The following is a 16,336-nucleotide window of genomic DNA, read 5'->3' as shown; positions in this document are numbered from 1 at the left end:
GATATTGTTACCTTTTTAAGTATGTTTTTTATTAGATTTTATACGATAATTAATATTCTTCAGTTTATATATATAAAGGTTGCTCCCCCTCCCTTTAGTCATGAACTGTTCTGGGCTTTTAATCTAGGATTTGCGACCATACTGGACGCACTAAAAAATGAGCAGACGAATGTCTACTCATTTTTCTTCATTCCATTTAAAAACGGAAGAAAAGATATTATACTAACTTTGAAGCTCAGCTGTTACTTTTACTTTAGCAAACCATGAGTTAGCTGTCTCTTTCAATACGTGATTCAGTTCTTCAGTATTCCTTCTTCCAATATCATTTAACCAATCACGACCTGCTTGTTCACCGCCTATAGCAAACGGTATAACACCGTCTTTCCAAGTTGCCCGACCACATAATACTCCGTTAAAGGTAGATCCGGAGTCTTTAGCAAATTTTAATGTTTCTTGAAATAATTTCGCGCTTACTCCGGCACTAAGGAAAATAAATGGCAGCTTAGTTGCTTCACTTTGTTCTTTGAAATAGGAAGCTGCTTTTTCTTTACTGTAAACAAATTCACCTTCTGCATATCCTTCTACATAGTTCATATCTACTGGAACTTCTACTTTTAATACATCTACTTTATATTGCGGTTTTGAGAACTCCTTCATGGCCTCAATCACTTTATACGGTTTTATTTTTGCGTATGCTTTACTTTTCACATCATCACTGTCAGCATCATACGTAACAATCTCTAAGAAAAATGGTATGTCTTCAGCTGCACACTCAGATCCGATACGTTCCATATAGACATGTTTATAGTTATTAATTTTTTCATCTTCATTGACATCATAGTAGAGTAAAAATTTAATAGCATCTGCACCTGCTTCTTTTAATCGTTTCACTGACCATTTTGGTAATAAATCCGGCAATCGGCCTACTTCTGATGCATCGTATCCAGTTTTTTCATACGCTACGATTAAGCCCGATTCTTTATCGCGGACCTTAGCCGCCGGCAGACCGTATTCAGGGTCCAAAAGAATCGCTGTAGCAAATGGTGTTAATTCCTCAGAAACTAATTCTTTGAAACGGATAATGCCTTCATCTCCAACATGACTTGCACCGCCAGACGCAATCATTTTTTTCAATGAACCACGTTGGTCAATAGCCAATGCTCCAATTATGCCATTTTCAGCAGATAAACGTTTTAGAGCTTCCAATTTATTTTTGGTTAGTTCTAACATCAACATTCTCCTCTTTCAATCTATTTTTCCAACTTTAATGAGATCAAAGTAATGTTTAAACTTATTCACATTAATATGGCCCGTTCCAGCTTCCATCGTATTTAACATTCCAGTAGTCATCGCTGTTTTAAGAACGCTCTCGACCGTTTGGGTTTGATGTAGTGCCACAGCTAATCCTGCAACTGTTGCATCACCAGACCCTACAGGATTGACCACTTCTATTTTCGGGATCGTAACTCTGTAATAGTCCTCGCCGTGCTTAACAAATGCACCCTCACTACCCATTGACATGATAATCCACTCAATCCCAGTAAATAGTTCATGGTTTAATACTTGCTTTAGATTTACCGCGTCCATGTTAATGCCTAACAGCTGAGATAATTCCGCTTTATTCGGTTTGATTGCGAATGGTTTTTCTTTATGAAGCATCGCTTGTTTCAAAGATTCCCCTGACGAATCCATAATTACTGGAATTCTATGTTTATGACAGATTTCTAACATTTGATAATAATAGTTAGTCGGTAACCCTTTCGGTAAACTGCCCGAAATTGTCACAAGTGAAGCTGTTGTAAGTAGAAATTCAAACTTTTCTAAAAAACTAAGCCCTTCTTCTTTGGATAATGTTGGTCCAGATTCTAAAATCTCTGTTTGCATCCCTTCATGAAGAATGGCAATACAATTTCTTGATTCTTTTTTGATTTTCAAAAAGTCATTTGGAATATTGACCTTATTTAATTCTTGAATAATGTATTCCCCAATCGTACCACCAAGCACACCTGTCGCTAGGACACCTTCTTCCATTTGAGCGATCACTCGCGCAACATTCAAGCCTTTTCCACCAGCAGTTTTATGAACCGCTTCCACACGGTTAACAAAATCTAACTTTAATTCATGAATCGGATAGGAAATATCGACCGATGGATTCATGGTGACAGATAGTATCATTGGTAATCCCTCTTTCAGAAATTTGTTTAAGCTTGAAAACGGCATACACCGTCAAGATAGGTAGCAGTTACATCCATCTCTGGCGTCATCACAATAAAATCAGCATCATATCCCTCGGCAATTTTTCCGCATTCGCCCTCAAGCTGCATACTTTTAGCTGGTGCCGTACTCGCCATATAAATCGCTTCCTCAGGTGTGGCAATTCCCCATTCGACGACATTCTTGACAGCATCTTTTAATTGTAAAATGCTACCTGCTAAACTTCCGCTTTCCAAACGAGCCATCCCCTCTTTTACTTTCACAGGAAATTCTCCCAGTTGATAAGTTCCTTCAGGCATACCCCCAGCCATCATACAATCGGACACCATTACAACCTTTTCTCTGCCGCGGACATTCATCAAAATATTTGAGGCCACCGGATGTACATGATGTCCATCACATATAATTTCGGCAAAAACACCTTTTAAATTCATGGCCGCTCCGACCATCCCTGGCTCACGATGATGCAATGGACTCATTCCATTGAAAGTATGAATAAAAATGGAAGCTCCTTTTTCTACCGCTTGCTTTGCTTCTTCATACGTTGCGTCACTGTGAGCCAACGCCACTGCAATCCCTTCCCCTACAGCATATTCAATACATTCCGCTGCCCCTTTCCTTTCAGGTGCAATCGCGATTTTTTTAATAACGTTATTTGATAATTCCTGCCAACCTTTCAACATTTCAACTGATGGGTCACAAAAATATTTCGTGTTTTGTGCTCCTTTATGTTTTTCAGTAAAAAACGGTCCTTCTAAAAAGATCCCTTTAATTTTTGCGCCTTGCACTTTCTTGTAATTGGCACCAATCATTTCAACGACGTTATTTAACGATTCTATTGAGGATGTTAAAGTTGTCGGTAAAAAGGATGTAACGCCGCAAGAAAGGAGTCCTACCGAAATTTGGTTCAGTCCCCCAAAACTATTGTCCATAATGTCATGATTTCTAAATCCATGAATATGTGTGTCTACTAGGCCAGGAGCAATCCAATTTCCTCTATACTCAATAATTTCCGCCGTTTCCTCTGGCCTGGCTTCTGAAAAAACACCGAATTTTCCGTCTTTTACTTCTAAAAATCCAGGACCCGTAACCATCTCCTCAAGAAAAAACTTATCTGCAAAGATAAAAATAGACATGTATGTTTCCCCTATCCTAGTTACTCATATTCGTAGATCGTAACACCTTTAACGACACGGTTTACGGTTCCTGTCGGTGAAGGTGTATCCGGTGTATTGCCTACTTTTACTGAAGCTAACAGAGAGACTGTTTGCCCAATCATGACAAAAGGTAAAGCTAAGTAGGCATCTGGTACAGACTGAACCTCGCTGCCGAATACAAATCTGTTCCCAGCATACTTAGTTTCTCCCTCAACCTCGATGGCACAAATATAACTGGCAATGTCATCCTGCTGCATTTCTTTTAACATATCTAAATCATATTGACGTGTATAAGGATGGTTAGAAACAAACACGAAAACTAATGATTTTTCGTTTACAAATGATTTTGGACCGTGTCGGAATCCGAGTGATGAATCAAATGCGGTAACAATTTTCCCAGCTGTCAGTTCTAATATTTTTAATTGTGATTCTTTCGCAAGGCCTTCTAAACTACCAGAGCCCAAGTAAATAATTCGATCAAAATCAAAATCTACTATCTTTTGAATGACCGCTTCTCTTTGAATGACACTTTCACCCATTTGATGGATTTTTTTCACTATCTTCGATTTTTCTTCTGTCGATATAGAATCAAAAACGAGTAATGCCGTTAACGCCATGCAAGTATAACTTCCTGTCATTGCAAATCCTTGATCATTTGATTTTTCAGGCATCAATAGCAATAAATTCTTTTCATTATTCACGGCCCGTTTGGCTAATTTACCGTCTTTCGCACAAGTAATCGTTATTTGATACAAATCCGTTACTATTTGCTCAGCTAATTGTACAGCAGCAACACTTTCCGGACTGTTTCCGCTTCTAGCAAATGAAACGAGTAAAGTCGGAAAATCCTTTTTGAAAAATTGGTAAGGATTTGAAACTAACGTTGTTGTCGGAATGCTTAGTACTTCCCACTGTTGTTCATCGGCTTTTTCTATTAAATAAGGGGTGACTGTATCACCGACATAGGCAGACGTTCCAGCGCCTGTAAAAACAACTCGAACCCGGTTGTGTTTCGTTACTATTTTTTTCAAAAACTCTTCTATTCCCTCGCTTTTCTCCATATACAAAGCAAAGGTTTCAGCCCATAAATCAGGCTGCCTTCTTATTTCCGCTGTTGTTATCGATGCACCTAACGAAGCTAAGTTTTCTTGACTTAATGTAAACATATTCGTCCACTCCTCTACCTATTTGCCATCATTCTCTCCATAAAAGAAGACCGGCGCCACCTCATTGCATACCTTCAAATACTCGTAAGCCTGCACCAGTAACTCCATTATTTTGCGCCAATGTACTGATGCTCATCTGCTCCAAAAGATGTTGTTGCTCTGGAAGCTGAAACCTTTTCAGATTCTCTTTAATCAACTCCAGTAAAAATGGATTTTTCACAATGACACTGCCACCAAAAACCATTTTATGCGGATCTAATAAACAGGAAATCTTATAAAGACCTTGAGCTAAATAATCAGTTACCTCATTGATGATAGACTGATATTCTGGTACCCCATTTATATAACTAGCAAAAACATCCTTTGTTGAAATCGTATCTACCTGTAAGTCCCTTTCGGCTATTCTCTGAATCCCTGGCCCAGCAGCAATTTTTTCCAATCGTTCATTGCCCCCTCTCGAGAGGACAGGAATCAACCCCAGTTCTCCAGCAAATCCTGCCCCCCTAAAAAATGAGCCTTTATGAATGATAGAACAAGATATTCCCGTACTTATAGTCACATAGACAAAGGTTTCATCCTCTTTTACATGTGCTGCTCTCCATTCGGCATAAGCCGCCATATAGACGTCATTGTCAATCGTAATTCGCTGAACACCAAATTTCTCTTGCAAACGGACCAAAATAGGAAACTGCTTCCAAGGTAAGTTGTTTTGAAAAATGGCAATTCCCTTCTCAAAATCCACTTTTCCCGGTACCCCAACGCCAATACCCTCGATATCAGCGATGGAAATCGATGATTTTCTGAGAACTTGTTCCACAGCTTCTACAACTCTACAAAACATTTTTTCCCGGTCTGAAGGATCACTTTTGATTTCCACACGTTCAAGCAGTTCACCTGTGTCAGAAATGACTCCCGCTGCAATCTTCGTTCCCCCAATATCAATGCCGACTGCCTTTTTCATTTGTCCGCACCCCTAGGTTTGTATTTGACGTATTGAGTAATTTTCTATAATTGTTATAGTTGAACATATATGTGCGATTCCTTGATCAATTCACTTGCCCTAATTGATTTATACGTATTTCCGATTGTAGTCATAAAGTAGCCCTAAGAGACCAGCTAATCCAATCAACATCATACTTAATTCGAATTTGCCAGCTGTCTTTTGGTAGATGATAATTAAAGACAGGCATACGATAAACACAACAATTTTAATAATGAATAAAATATTAGCCTTCATTCGAAAAATCCTCCCATCTGATTTCACTAGGTACCAACGTCACTTCTTTCCTGTTTCCTTGTCCGTCGTAGACAGCCGTTGTTTGTTCGATCATTGAATTGTTTACAATCGCCATTTTTTGAATAGATGGATATGCATGAACTTCACAATAAATGTTGCTCGCATGATACTTTTGGAATTCTCCTTCTTTATTGGCAGCATAGTATAACGCACGCATTAACAGACGTGTATTTTCTTCGCTGTATGGCATCCCCGCTATATAGACAGCTCTGCCTTCTCCGAACGGATGACTAGAAAGATGGACTTCTCCATTTGAATATTCGATTATTTCGGTTTTATCTGATAACGCATAAATGTTTTTCATTCCTTCACCAAAATCAAATTGAGTGCTGTCAGCAGAAATAAAGTGATTTTCAACAGGATTAATAAAATATTTATCTGTTGATAAGCTAAATCCTAATTCTTTGTCAACACCTAAGACGTTCGCCAATTGAAAATAATGTCCTTCATGCTGATAGGCTGTCGGTTCGCCAATACCTATGAAACCTCCACCGTTATACATCCAGGCCCTAATTGTAGTGACTAACTTTTCATTAATCCAATTAGCCCCTCCTGAGAAAGCTGTGCCTACATCACCGGCATTAATGATAACGTCAATATCCTCAGGTATCCCCTCGTTAATGACATCATCAAAACTAATGAACGAAACTTCCACAGCAGCCCCACTCAAAGATTCCAAAACACCTAAATAAGAATAAATTTGTTTATACCATAGAGCGTGAGCAACCATATGTGTTTGCCAAGTTCTCAACTTGCCCCAAGAATTCAAAATTGCAACTTTAAGACCGCTATATGGTTGAACACCTTTAATCGTGTCATGAATTTCACGAAATTCCTCGGTAACTTTTTCAATATAGGAGATAAATTCCGGGAATTGATAAGCTAGACTTAAATAACCGCCATAGCCGATACGATCAACAGGGTTCCGTAATAACGCTCTGCGTGCCGTTAACCAGTTTTCATTCGCTTCAATCGTCGGGTTGTTACCTTCGTAAAAAGTGTCCGGGAAGAAATAAGGTAAGAAACGCCCTTCTGTGTAACGAACATGTGGTATATCTGCAATCATACGTAATGTAGCTCCGCCGCCCACACTGCCTACAACTGCGTCCAATCCGATATTTTCAAAGTATTTCCCATATGGTTCTGTACCAATCCAGTTATCACCAAGGAACATCATTGCTTCTTTTCCACTTTCATGGACAATATCCACAAGTTTCTTTGCTTCTTCAGCAACGAACTTATGAACAAAATCTATATAATCTAAAAATGCGGTAGTTGGAATTCGAAACGAAGTATTATAATAACCTTGATCAACAATGTCCTCTGGTCTTAAGCGATAACCCTTTTCTTTTTGAAAAGCATCCAAAGCAGCAACTGAAACACTAGCACCATATCCGAACCAATCGACAAATTTCTCTTTGCCAAGATTATTGAACACCAGGGTAAAATGATAGAAAAACGTTGTGAACCTAACCACATCTGTATCCGGATTTTCTGTCAGCCATTGTTTTAAATAGGTTTTCATAAATTCATTGGAATGTGGCTGCCTGACATCAAAAGGGATATCATGTGGCTTATCACCCCAATTATTAGTAATATGATTGTACATTTGTGTTGGATCCCAAATCGCATAGACTAGGAATGAAACCGTGTATTCATGCCAAGGAATCGCATTCGTAATCAAGACACAATTTTTCTCTTCGTTTACTTCCCAATCATTAACGTCAACAATTTCTCCTGTCGTCCGATCGATAACCTCCCAGTATTTTTTAGGACTGTGAATGTAATCCGGCTTTAATTGTTCCTCAAAGTAGCCTTTCATAAAATCAATTTCAATGGTGTCAGTAATCGCTGTATTGAACAAGCTCATTAAATAAAGTTGCTGGCATTCATCCATGTGCTTCTCTGCAAACTCATTGTGAGCTCGAGCAACAAAATAGGTCGTATAAATTTTCGCATCTAATTGTTTAATATCATCGTCTAGTTTCGTTCCATCACTATCGCGAATCGCATCCGCACCCCATCGTTCCATCAATTCTTTTGTTTCCTTAAGAAAATTTTCTTCACTCGGTAAAGTAACACGGCCTTTTTTCTTTTTCATGTAAATCCTCCTTTAATCCTTTAAACCACCAAGGGACATTCCTTGTGTTAATTTTTTTTGAACAATGATGTATAAAATCAAAGTTGGCAGCATGACGAGAACCATTCCTGCATACATTTGACCATAGTTCGCAGCCGATTTCTGAGCTGCCATCAAGTTCATTAACCCAACAGGTAACGTTTTATTCGGCCCTGGGATTAATGTTAAGGCAATAATGTATTCGTTCCAAAAGGCAAGAAAATTAAATAAAATGACAGCAATAATACTTGGACGAGCTATCGGAATCATGACTGAAATCATTGTTTTGAAATATCCTGCACCATCGACCAACGCCGCTTCTTCATACGTAGATGGAAGTGATTGAAAAAAACTAGACAGCAAGTAAATGGTAAATGGTAACGCCGTCGCCGCATATACCACAGCTAAAACAAATAAATTGTCTAGTAGAAATCCATCACCCAATTGACCTCGTAAAAAGGTATCTCCGTCCAATAACATCAAGAAAATTGGAACAACAATGTAGTTCACATTGATGAACAATCCAGCTTTAAAAAAAGTATTTATTAACTTGCTTCCTCTAAAGGTATACCTTGCCAACACATAGGCTGCCGGTAAGGCCACAATCAATAAAATGAGCAGAGCCAATGTAGTTACCATGACTGAATTCAACATATAGGTACCCATGTTTGCTTTTTGAAAAGCATCGATAAAGTTTTGAAAATAGAAACTTTTTGGTATGGCCCAAGGACTTCCGTAAAATTCCGAATTTTGCTTCACTGATGCTATGAAAACCCATGCAACAGGAATAATAATAGAAATTGCTAACGTAATCAGTGCTACATATATAAAACAACGATATATTACTTCTGTAGTCATACCTTTTTGGGGCTTAACTATTTTTGGGGCTTTATAAACTGCTTCTACAATCATTTCTTTTTCGGTTTCCATCATTTTTGGATCTCGATAAGCTGTTTCTGTAGTCATCTTTTTTTGTGTTTCCATCATTTTGGACCTCCTTAATACTCCAACACTTCCCTTTTAGTGACACCGCTTATAATTGCAGATAATGCGAATGAGAATAGGAAAATGACCACCCCAATAGCCATACCGTAACCGTAAGAAGAATTAGTGTAAGCCTGCTTATACATGTAGCTTAAAAACACTTCCGTCGATCCGTCAGGTCCCCCGCCAGTCATCGCTTGAACGAGTAGAAAACTTAAATTAATCGTACTAATAACGAAGAAAGTTAACGTCGTCCGAATGTTATTCCAAATTAACGGTAACGTAATACTAAAAAATTGTCTGATCCGTCCAGCACCTTCCAAAGCAGATGCTTCATAAAAACTTTCCGGAATACTTGCCATTGCCGCCATATACATGACCATATAATAACCAATCGCTTGCCAAATGAGTGCCCCGCCAATGCTGTAAATGGCAATCTTTTGATTACCGAGCCACATCTTTTGAAGGTTTTCAAGGTTAAATAAAGCAAGTATATTATTTAACAATCCTGTAGTCGGATCATAAACTGCAGAAAATATTCCCGCGATAACTACAACGGATAAAATATTAGGGAGATAAAAAATAATTTGAAAGAAACTTTTACCTTTTATTTTTTCTCTCGTTAACAAAGTGGCAAATAAGATTGCCATCACCATCGTGATAAGTGTAACAATAACAATTAATACGATACTGTTTTGAAGAGATCGAAAGAAATTCATATCATTCCATAAAATCTTGAAGTTTTCTAATCCAACAAATACTTTATTATTAGAAAACCCTCCCCATTTATATAAGGACATCCTGAATACCTCAATCGTAGGAACAATCATAAAAATGGCTAACAGGATTAGTGCGGGTGCAGTACAAACAAAAATAAAAATTCTTTTTTCGGTTGTCTTATTCATGCCATCACCTCAGTTAATAAGTACAATGGTGAGACTAGCGATTCACCATTGTACGTAGTGAAAACTAAAAAACTATTTTATTTTAATGCAGACCGTAATTGGTCACTCGTTTTTTCAACGGATTTTTGCCAATCTTCCACTTTTTTATCACCAGACATAACACTGTCTATCGTTCTGAATAATGTATCTGCCATGCTAACACCTTCAACGGCTTTCGTTGCCGCAAATCCACCTGTCCCCACTTTCGCTCCGTTATCATAGATACCATAGAATAATTTATTACTACCTGTCAGTTTACTAGAAATGCCTTTGATAGGCTGTATCGCACTGGATTCTGCAAATTTTTCAACGGCTTTATCCGAATAAACAAACGTCAAGAAATCTTTAGCAGCTTGTTTATTTTTAGCTGCAGAAGGAATCCACATTTGTTCAAAATAAGTAAACGCATATCGGTCGCTGTTAGCATCAAAGCTTGGTAAAGTCATCATGCCCCATTCAAAACCTTTCGATTGAGGTGCTTCTTCCATTTCACCAACAACCCATGTACCATTTGGCATGAACAGCGCCTTATTATCGAGAATCAATTGTTGATTTTTCTTATAGTCTTTGTCATTGGCATTCGCAACAGTTGTTGGTTCTGTATATTTTGCTAATTTTCCGAAAATTTCAAAGATCTTTGTTGCTTCAGGGGTTTCCCAAATACCATTTTCATATTTCATAGCTTTATTGTAAAACTCCGGTCCCCCCATCCCTAATAATAAAGTATAGAAAAATGTATCAAAATAACCAGTAGTAGGATAAGTAAATAAAGAAATTCCTTCTGCTTTCGCTTTATCTCCCAAAGTCCACATTTCATCCCAAGTTTTTGGTACTTCCCAACCTTTTTCCTTTAATAAACTAGCATTATAAAATAATCCAGTTGGACTATAGAACATCGGGGCCATGTAAGTTTTGGCATCGTTATAAGGATTAGTTGCCAATGTACCTGTAAGCCCCGGTATTAGCTTATCTTTCACCTTAACCTCTTCACCATAAACGTTCCTATCTAAAACATCTGTAATGTCTTCTAAAGCTTTATCTTTAATCAATGTTTCTGTAAGCGCCTGTTTTCTCCCAGTTGCCAACAACACAACATCCGGATAGTTTCCCGCTTTCATATTCGATCCTATGACATCCTCAAGATTTTTGTCCACCGTCAATTTAACATCAACTTTTGGATTAGCAGCTTCATATGCGTCAATCACTTTGGTCCACATCTCTTTACCATAAGCCGATTCAAGTGCTGCCACATGAAGAACTTGTTTTTTATTAGAGTTTGTACCTTCCTTAGAATTATCAACTTTTGTAGTATTACTCTGACATGCTATTAAACTAAGAGATAACAAAGCTGTCATTCCAGACAACAATAACTTTTTTTTCATCTTTATCTTACCCCCATCTCCTAATCTGTCTTTCATAATTAAAGAATACAAAATAGACAACGCTTTCACAATAAACATCTTGTTCTGTTTTTTAGATATCTTGCTTTTTACTGAATATCCCACTAAAATCTTTATAAAATAGATAAAAAGTCTACGAAGGAGGGATTCATTTGTCCAATGAAGTATATGAGATTCCACAAATTCAACGAAACCATCTTCCAGTAAAGCTTCTTTATATAACAAAATCAAAATACGATAAAGATTGGCATAGTACCATTCATGCGCATCACTTTACAGAGCTATTGTATATTACCAAGGGCAAAGGAACTTTTATCTTTTACAAAGAAGAAATCCCCGTCCAAGAGCACAATTTGATTATCATCAACCCAAATATCGAGCACACAGAAAAGTCTGATATGAATCACCCTCTCGAATACATCGCACTTGGTATTCAAGGTCTGTCCTTTTCATCCATAGAAAATCCTAGTCCAGTCACTATCCATAATTATAGCCAGGATCAAAAAAACTTTCTCTTCTATCTTCAACAACTAATCGAAGAAGTGGAAAACCATCAGGAGGATTACGATTTAATTATACAAAATATTCTGGAAATATTACTACTTAAAATGATGAGGAAAAAATCTTTTAATGTAGAAAAAACATCTACTCAAAAAATCAATAAAGATATTGAATTTATAAAAAACTATATTAAGCAGCATTTTCACGAAAATATTAGCCTAGATACATTAGCACGCATTAGTCATATAAATAAATATTATCTATCCCATTCTTTCAGGAAATTCGTCGGCGTTTCGCCTATTGAATACTTAATTCAAACTCGTATTAGAGAAAGTAAAATATTATTAGAAACTACCAATTATTCGATTTCTAACATTTCAACTATTACCGGGTTTTCTTCCCAATCATTCTTTGCACAATCATTTAAACGAGAAACGAATCTATCTCCTTCACAATACAGAAACGCTATCAATTCTAGCAAAAATATGTCAGATTCTAGTGCGAAAATTTAAGGGTAGTTATTATTATTTTAGATTTAGAAAGTGGAGTGTTCCTATGATTCAACAATTAAAAACATATTATGGTGAGGATATAAAAATCAATGAAGCTGTGTTGTCAGAAGATTATAGCTGGTTTTTAGTTGAAGGAAACAAAGTCGGGATTCGAAAAATCCGATTACATCAAAGGGAGCATCAATTACTTTCATCCATCTTAACACCCATTCAGACTGATACATTTTATAAAACAGAAAAAGAAAAATTGTGGCATGAAGCACTATATAAAAATAACAATATCTCTATACTATCAGTTCGTTTTTTACACTTCTTCACAACACAATCTATTGTAGAAAGAGAAGAATTTCAAGATGCTTTACAATCTATGTTTTCTTTTACTACAACATTGATATGGGAAACTTCACAAGCTGGCGTCCTCATCTTAGAAGAAAACATAACGGAATCTGCATTGCAAACAGCATTAGATACACTAGAAACAGATTTTTTTATATCCCTATCCTTCTTTATTGGCAGACGCTATACGCAAACAGCTGAATTTGCTTATCTGTATCAATGGGAGAGAAATTTATTTTCTATTCTTTCTCCTTATTTATCAAAAAAAATTACATATATTGAACAACTGCTCCCTTATCAATTAATGATTTCATTACCGAAAGAAGAAAGAAAAAAATACACGAATCAATTATTGGCACACATTTCAAATGACAAAGAACTAATTGATAGCGTTAAAGTATTCTTCCAATGTAACTTAAATGTATCTCTTGCAGCGAAACAATTATATTTACATCGTAATACTTTACAATATCGAATTGATAAATTCATTGAAAAAACAGGAATTAATATAAAAACTTTTGAAGGTGCAGTAGCAGTTTATATGGCGTTTCTTTCTTTAGATATCTCATAAAATTCTCCTGAAAGACGTTACAATATTCATTTTCTCATACCATCATTGTTTTATGACTTTGAAACCCTTTTAACATATTTTTCTACGAGGAAGTAATACTTTCATCCCATATCTATAGTTGAAAGTACATCCTACATTTGCTTTTTCGTTTCTTAAATCTGTAAACTTGCATAAAAGCCTCTCATTCTTTTGTGCACAATGCCGATTTACTTACGCTTTTAATAATCTTATAATTCAATCAATTACAAAAAGGAGTGAATAAATATGACCGAACTAGTATTAGATCATATTTTTAAAATTTACGATAATAAAACCACTGCTGTTTCTGATTTTAATTTACATATTGAAGATAAAGAGTTTATCGTATTTGTCGGTCCTTCGGGATGTGGCAAATCAACAACTCTACGCATGATCGCAGGTCTAGAAGATATTTCCGATGGTTCGTTTTATATTGATGGAGAGCGTATGAATGATGTCGCTCCAAAAGATCGCAACATTGCGATGGTATTTCAAAATTACGCACTATACCCACATATGACTGTTTATGATAATATCGCGTTCGGCTTAAAACTACGCAAACTTCCAAAAGATGAAATTAGTCGCCGAGTAACAGAGGCAGCGAAAATCTTAGGGCTTGAAGATTACTTACAACGAAAACCGAAGGCATTATCAGGTGGACAACGCCAACGTGTTGCACTAGGAAGAGCTATCGTCCGTGACGCAAAAGTATTTTTAATGGACGAACCTCTATCGAATTTAGACGCAAAATTACGCGTCAGTATGCGTTCAGAAATCTCCAAACTTCACCGCCGTTTAAATACGACCACTATATATGTAACGCATGATCAAACAGAAGCTATGACAATGGCATCACGCCTTGTTGTTATGAAAGATGGGCTCATCCAGCAAGTTGGTACTCCAAAAGAAGTATATGATACGCCTGAAAACATATTTGTTGGTGGATTCATTGGTTCTCCCGCTATGAATTTCTTTACCGGGACATTACAAGAGAACTATTTCTATATAGAAAATATTCGCTTTAAAGTACCAGATGGCCAACTAAAAACATTAAAGAGTAAAGGGTATAATGGACAAAAAATCATACTCGGTATTCGCCCTGAAGACATTCATGATGAACCAATCGTTCTTCAATCTTCGCCTGAATCCACAGTCGAAATTACAGTAGAAGTTGCTGAATTATTAGGTGCTGAAACGATGATTCATGGAAAACTTTCAAATCAAAACTTTGTTGCGCGAATTAATGCTCGTTCCGAGATTAAAGCTACCGATACACTTCCATTAGCTTTTAGTTTAGCGAAAGCACACTTTTTCGATATCGCCACCGAACAACGTATTCGTAATAATTAATGGATGAATTTTTCTGATTTTGAACAAATTACTTCCTTATATCAAACTCTTCTTTTTTAATTATATGCATAGCTTCTATTTCAGAAAAAACAAATATAACTGTGCCCAACATTTCACGAAAAAGAATTAAATACTAGATTCCCCACTATATGCGACAGAACCATACAAAAAAACATCTCATATTCATATGAGATGTTTTTTCGTATTTACTATTCTTTTAATAAATCTATTAATCCATTTCCTTCAGATGTACGTTCATACCCTAAAGGTATAGTTCTTTTAATAAGTTGTGCATATATTTCTGGCTCTGATAACTTTCTACCATATTCCCTCTCACACTGCTTAATGAGCAATGCGAGCGCTCCAGCAATATGCGGTGTCGCCATAGAAGTTCCACTTAATACCGCATATTTCCCTTCAGGATACGTAGATAATATTTCATCACCTGGCGCCACTAAATCAATTTCTTGATTGGAATTACTAAAACATGCGATTTTCCGTTCTAAATTGACAGCACCGACTTCAATCACTTCTGCATACGCACCTGGGAAGTCTAGTTCTTCCGTATTATCATTACAATCTCCATTATTCCCAGCAGCACATACGACGAGAACATCTTGCTTTACCGCGTTTTGAATTGCTTCATGTAATTCTGGAACATCTTGCGGACCACCAAGTGACATTGAAATGACTCTCACTCTTTCTTTATTAGGTCCCCTCCAATTTACAGCATAATGAATCGCCTCAATAATTTGCTCATAACTTCCAGAACCATCTCCCGCTAAAACCTTTAACACTAGCATTTTAGCAAGTGGTGCGACTCCTAAAACACCGACACCATTTTCAGTCGCTGCAATTGTCCCCGCTACATGAGTACCGTGTCCGTTATTATCAAGGTACATATTCGGATCCCCTTCATAATCTTTCGTGAAATTTCTTCCACCGATAATGCGATCCTTTAAATCTATATGATTTACATCACAACCTGTATCTAATACGGCAACAACAATATCTTTTCCTTTCGCACTCTTCTCCCATACTTGTGGAGCATGAATAAGTTGTACACCTGGTGGAATTTCATTTACTTGTTCAACCACCTTATCTACTGTAAAAGGAATCAATTGTATACCTTTTTGTTTATTCGCTGTACTACTATTCATCGTAATCCCTCCTGAAAATATATTATTTTCATTTCAGACCACTTTTGAAAAGGTTTAAATGTAACATTCGTTTTATTCGTTTCATTTTCCTTCCTTAAAAATATTTCTCAATATAGCTTACTAATTTTATACTACTCTTTGATTAATCTCGTAATTTTTAGGAACCAAACATCCGATTGGTACAACCAATAACAAAAATAAAAGGACCGATTTAATGGTCCTTTTATAGTTTTGAAAGAATGATATGAAATTTTAAAAATAATATAAATTAAGACTAAGCCTCACTCTTATTTAAAAACTTCTCTATTTCTTTTATTAAATGTTTCGCTCCATCTATACTAACAGTAATGTTTCCATTTGCTAATGATATGTTTTGATCTGAAACATCACCTGTTATTTGACAAGCATTGTAAGGTTGATATTTTTGTAAAATGATTTTTTCTTCTTCTACGAAAATTTCAAGTGGTGATTTGATTTGGATTCCTAATACTTCTCGTAACTCTTTAGGAATAACAATTCGTCCTAATTCGTCTACTTTTCGAATAATTCCTGTTGCTTTCATATTACTCCCCCCTTACTTTCTATTATTTTTTCCACCTCGCTCTTT

General features: G+C 36.5%; 15 protein-coding genes. 3 read left to right on the top strand and 12 right to left on the bottom strand.

From position 1 onward, the window contains the following. Positions 1–222: 222 nt before the first annotated feature. From lacD to MR113_RS11735, 10 genes are all read right to left on the bottom strand, one after another. Positions 223–1,230 (bottom strand): tagatose-bisphosphate aldolase, encoded by a 1,008-nt coding sequence (lacD, locus tag MR113_RS11780; protein ID WP_242254383.1) that lies wholly within the window; start codon positions 1,228–1,230, stop codon positions 223–225. A 15-nt stretch (positions 1,231–1,245) separates the two neighbouring features. Then, on the bottom strand, positions 1,246–2,175 hold the full coding sequence (lacC, locus tag MR113_RS11775; protein ID WP_242254382.1) for a tagatose-6-phosphate kinase: 930 nt from the start codon (positions 2,173–2,175) through the stop codon (positions 1,246–1,248). 26 nt (positions 2,176–2,201) lie between these two features. Continuing rightward, entirely contained in the window at positions 2,202–3,350 is a 1,149-nt protein-coding gene (gene nagA, locus MR113_RS11770) for an N-acetylglucosamine-6-phosphate deacetylase (RefSeq protein WP_242254379.1), read from the bottom strand. Between the two features lie 20 nt (positions 3,351–3,370). Beyond that, positions 3,371–4,537, bottom strand: coding sequence for an SIS domain-containing protein (locus MR113_RS11765; protein WP_242254377.1), 1,167 nt, complete (start codon positions 4,535–4,537; stop codon positions 3,371–3,373). Positions 4,538–4,598: 61 nt separating this feature from the next. Further along, positions 4,599–5,498, bottom strand: coding sequence for an ROK family protein (locus tag MR113_RS11760; protein ID WP_242254375.1), 900 nt, complete (start codon positions 5,496–5,498; stop codon positions 4,599–4,601). 108 nt (positions 5,499–5,606) lie between these two features. Beyond that, positions 5,607–5,774 carry a DUF6903 family protein gene (locus MR113_RS11755; protein WP_242254373.1) on the bottom strand — a complete coding sequence of 56 codons (168 nt, stop codon included), beginning with the start codon at positions 5,772–5,774 and terminating at the stop codon, positions 5,607–5,609. Further along, entirely contained in the window at positions 5,764–7,935 is a 2,172-nt protein-coding gene (gnpA, locus tag MR113_RS11750; RefSeq protein ID WP_242254371.1) for a 1,3-beta-galactosyl-N-acetylhexosamine phosphorylase, read from the bottom strand. Before gnpA ends, MR113_RS11755 begins: the two co-directional genes overlap by 11 nt. 12 nt (positions 7,936–7,947) lie before the next feature. Then, complete coding sequence (locus MR113_RS11745; RefSeq protein ID WP_242254368.1) at positions 7,948–8,937, bottom strand: carbohydrate ABC transporter permease; 990 nt, start codon at positions 8,935–8,937, stop codon at positions 7,948–7,950. Positions 8,938–8,951: 14 nt separating this feature from the next. Beyond that, positions 8,952–9,842, bottom strand: a complete 891-nt coding sequence (locus MR113_RS11740; protein ID WP_001044588.1) for a carbohydrate ABC transporter permease — start codon at positions 9,840–9,842, stop codon at positions 8,952–8,954. A 77-nt stretch (positions 9,843–9,919) separates the two neighbouring features. Further along, a complete protein-coding gene (locus MR113_RS11735) occupies positions 9,920–11,263 on the bottom strand; it encodes a carbohydrate ABC transporter substrate-binding protein (RefSeq protein ID WP_242254366.1) in 1,344 nt (447 codons plus the stop codon). Between the two features lie 170 nt (positions 11,264–11,433). On the opposite strand from MR113_RS11735, the gene MR113_RS11730 reads away from it, so the two are divergent. The 3 genes from MR113_RS11730 to MR113_RS11720 all read left to right on the top strand — a co-directional run bounded on the left by MR113_RS11730 (position 11,434) and on the right by MR113_RS11720 (position 14,569). Next, complete coding sequence (locus tag MR113_RS11730) at positions 11,434–12,294, top strand: AraC family transcriptional regulator (protein ID WP_242254365.1); 861 nt, start codon at positions 11,434–11,436, stop codon at positions 12,292–12,294. A 43-nt stretch (positions 12,295–12,337) separates the two neighbouring features. Further along, entirely contained in the window at positions 12,338–13,201 is an 864-nt protein-coding gene (locus MR113_RS11725) for a PucR family transcriptional regulator (RefSeq protein ID WP_242254364.1), read from the top strand. 264 nt (positions 13,202–13,465) lie between these two features. Further along, positions 13,466–14,569: an ABC transporter ATP-binding protein gene (locus tag MR113_RS11720; RefSeq protein WP_242254363.1), complete on the top strand. Its 1,104-nt coding sequence runs from the start codon at positions 13,466–13,468 to the stop codon at positions 14,567–14,569. Between the two features lie 209 nt (positions 14,570–14,778). On the opposite strand, the gene MR113_RS11715 is transcribed toward MR113_RS11720, so the two are convergent. Both MR113_RS11715 and MR113_RS11710 read right to left on the bottom strand, forming a co-directional pair. Further along, positions 14,779–15,729 carry a serine protease gene (locus MR113_RS11715; protein ID WP_242254362.1) on the bottom strand — a complete coding sequence of 317 codons (951 nt, stop codon included), beginning with the start codon at positions 15,727–15,729 and terminating at the stop codon, positions 14,779–14,781. Positions 15,730–16,003: 274 nt separating this feature from the next. Then, the gene (locus MR113_RS11710) at positions 16,004–16,291 is read right to left on the bottom strand and encodes an AbrB/MazE/SpoVT family DNA-binding domain-containing protein (RefSeq protein WP_000648284.1); all 288 of its coding nucleotides are present in this window, start codon (positions 16,289–16,291) and stop codon (positions 16,004–16,006) included. Between the last annotated feature and the right edge of the window lie 45 nt (positions 16,292–16,336).

Source organism: Bacillus cereus group sp. BfR-BA-01379 (assembly GCF_022663605.1).
In the GTDB taxonomy this organism is placed as follows: Bacteria; Bacillota; Bacilli; order Bacillales; family Bacillaceae_G; genus Bacillus_A; species Bacillus_A mobilis.
Note: the sequence above shows the minus strand (reverse complement) of the source record. Positions and strands in the feature narration are given on the sequence as shown.

Excerpts from the sequence above, each read along its gene's own strand:
- MR113_RS11760 (WP_242254375.1), bottom strand. The coding sequence starts at position 5,498 with ATGAAAAAGGCAGTCGGCATTGATATTGGGGGAACGAAGATTGCAGCG.
- MR113_RS11765 (WP_242254377.1), bottom strand. The coding sequence starts at position 4,537 with ATGTTTACATTAAGTCAAGAAAACTTAGCTTCGTTAGGTGCATCGATA.
- nagA (WP_242254379.1), bottom strand. The coding sequence starts at position 3,350 with ATGTCTATTTTTATCTTTGCAGATAAGTTTTTTCTTGAGGAGATGGTT.
- lacD (WP_242254383.1), bottom strand. The coding sequence starts at position 1,230 with ATGTTAGAACTAACCAAAAATAAATTGGAAGCTCTAAAACGTTTATCT.
- MR113_RS11720 (WP_242254363.1), top strand. The coding sequence starts at position 13,466 with ATGACCGAACTAGTATTAGATCATATTTTTAAAATTTACGATAATAAA.
- MR113_RS11745 (WP_242254368.1), bottom strand. The coding sequence starts at position 8,937 with ATGGAAACACAAAAAAAGATGACTACAGAAACAGCTTATCGAGATCCA.
- MR113_RS11725 (WP_242254364.1), top strand. The coding sequence starts at position 12,338 with ATGATTCAACAATTAAAAACATATTATGGTGAGGATATAAAAATCAAT.
- MR113_RS11755 (WP_242254373.1), bottom strand. The coding sequence starts at position 5,774 with ATGAAGGCTAATATTTTATTCATTATTAAAATTGTTGTGTTTATCGTA.
- MR113_RS11735 (WP_242254366.1), bottom strand. The coding sequence starts at position 11,263 with ATGAAAAAAAAGTTATTGTTGTCTGGAATGACAGCTTTGTTATCTCTT.
- MR113_RS11740 (WP_001044588.1), bottom strand. The coding sequence starts at position 9,842 with ATGAATAAGACAACCGAAAAAAGAATTTTTATTTTTGTTTGTACTGCA.
- MR113_RS11710 (WP_000648284.1), bottom strand. The coding sequence starts at position 16,291 with ATGAAAGCAACAGGAATTATTCGAAAAGTAGACGAATTAGGACGAATT.
- gnpA (WP_242254371.1), bottom strand. The coding sequence starts at position 7,935 with ATGAAAAAGAAAAAAGGCCGTGTTACTTTACCGAGTGAAGAAAATTTT.
- MR113_RS11715 (WP_242254362.1), bottom strand. The coding sequence starts at position 15,729 with ATGAATAGTAGTACAGCGAATAAACAAAAAGGTATACAATTGATTCCT.
- lacC (WP_242254382.1), bottom strand. The coding sequence starts at position 2,175 with ATGATACTATCTGTCACCATGAATCCATCGGTCGATATTTCCTATCCG.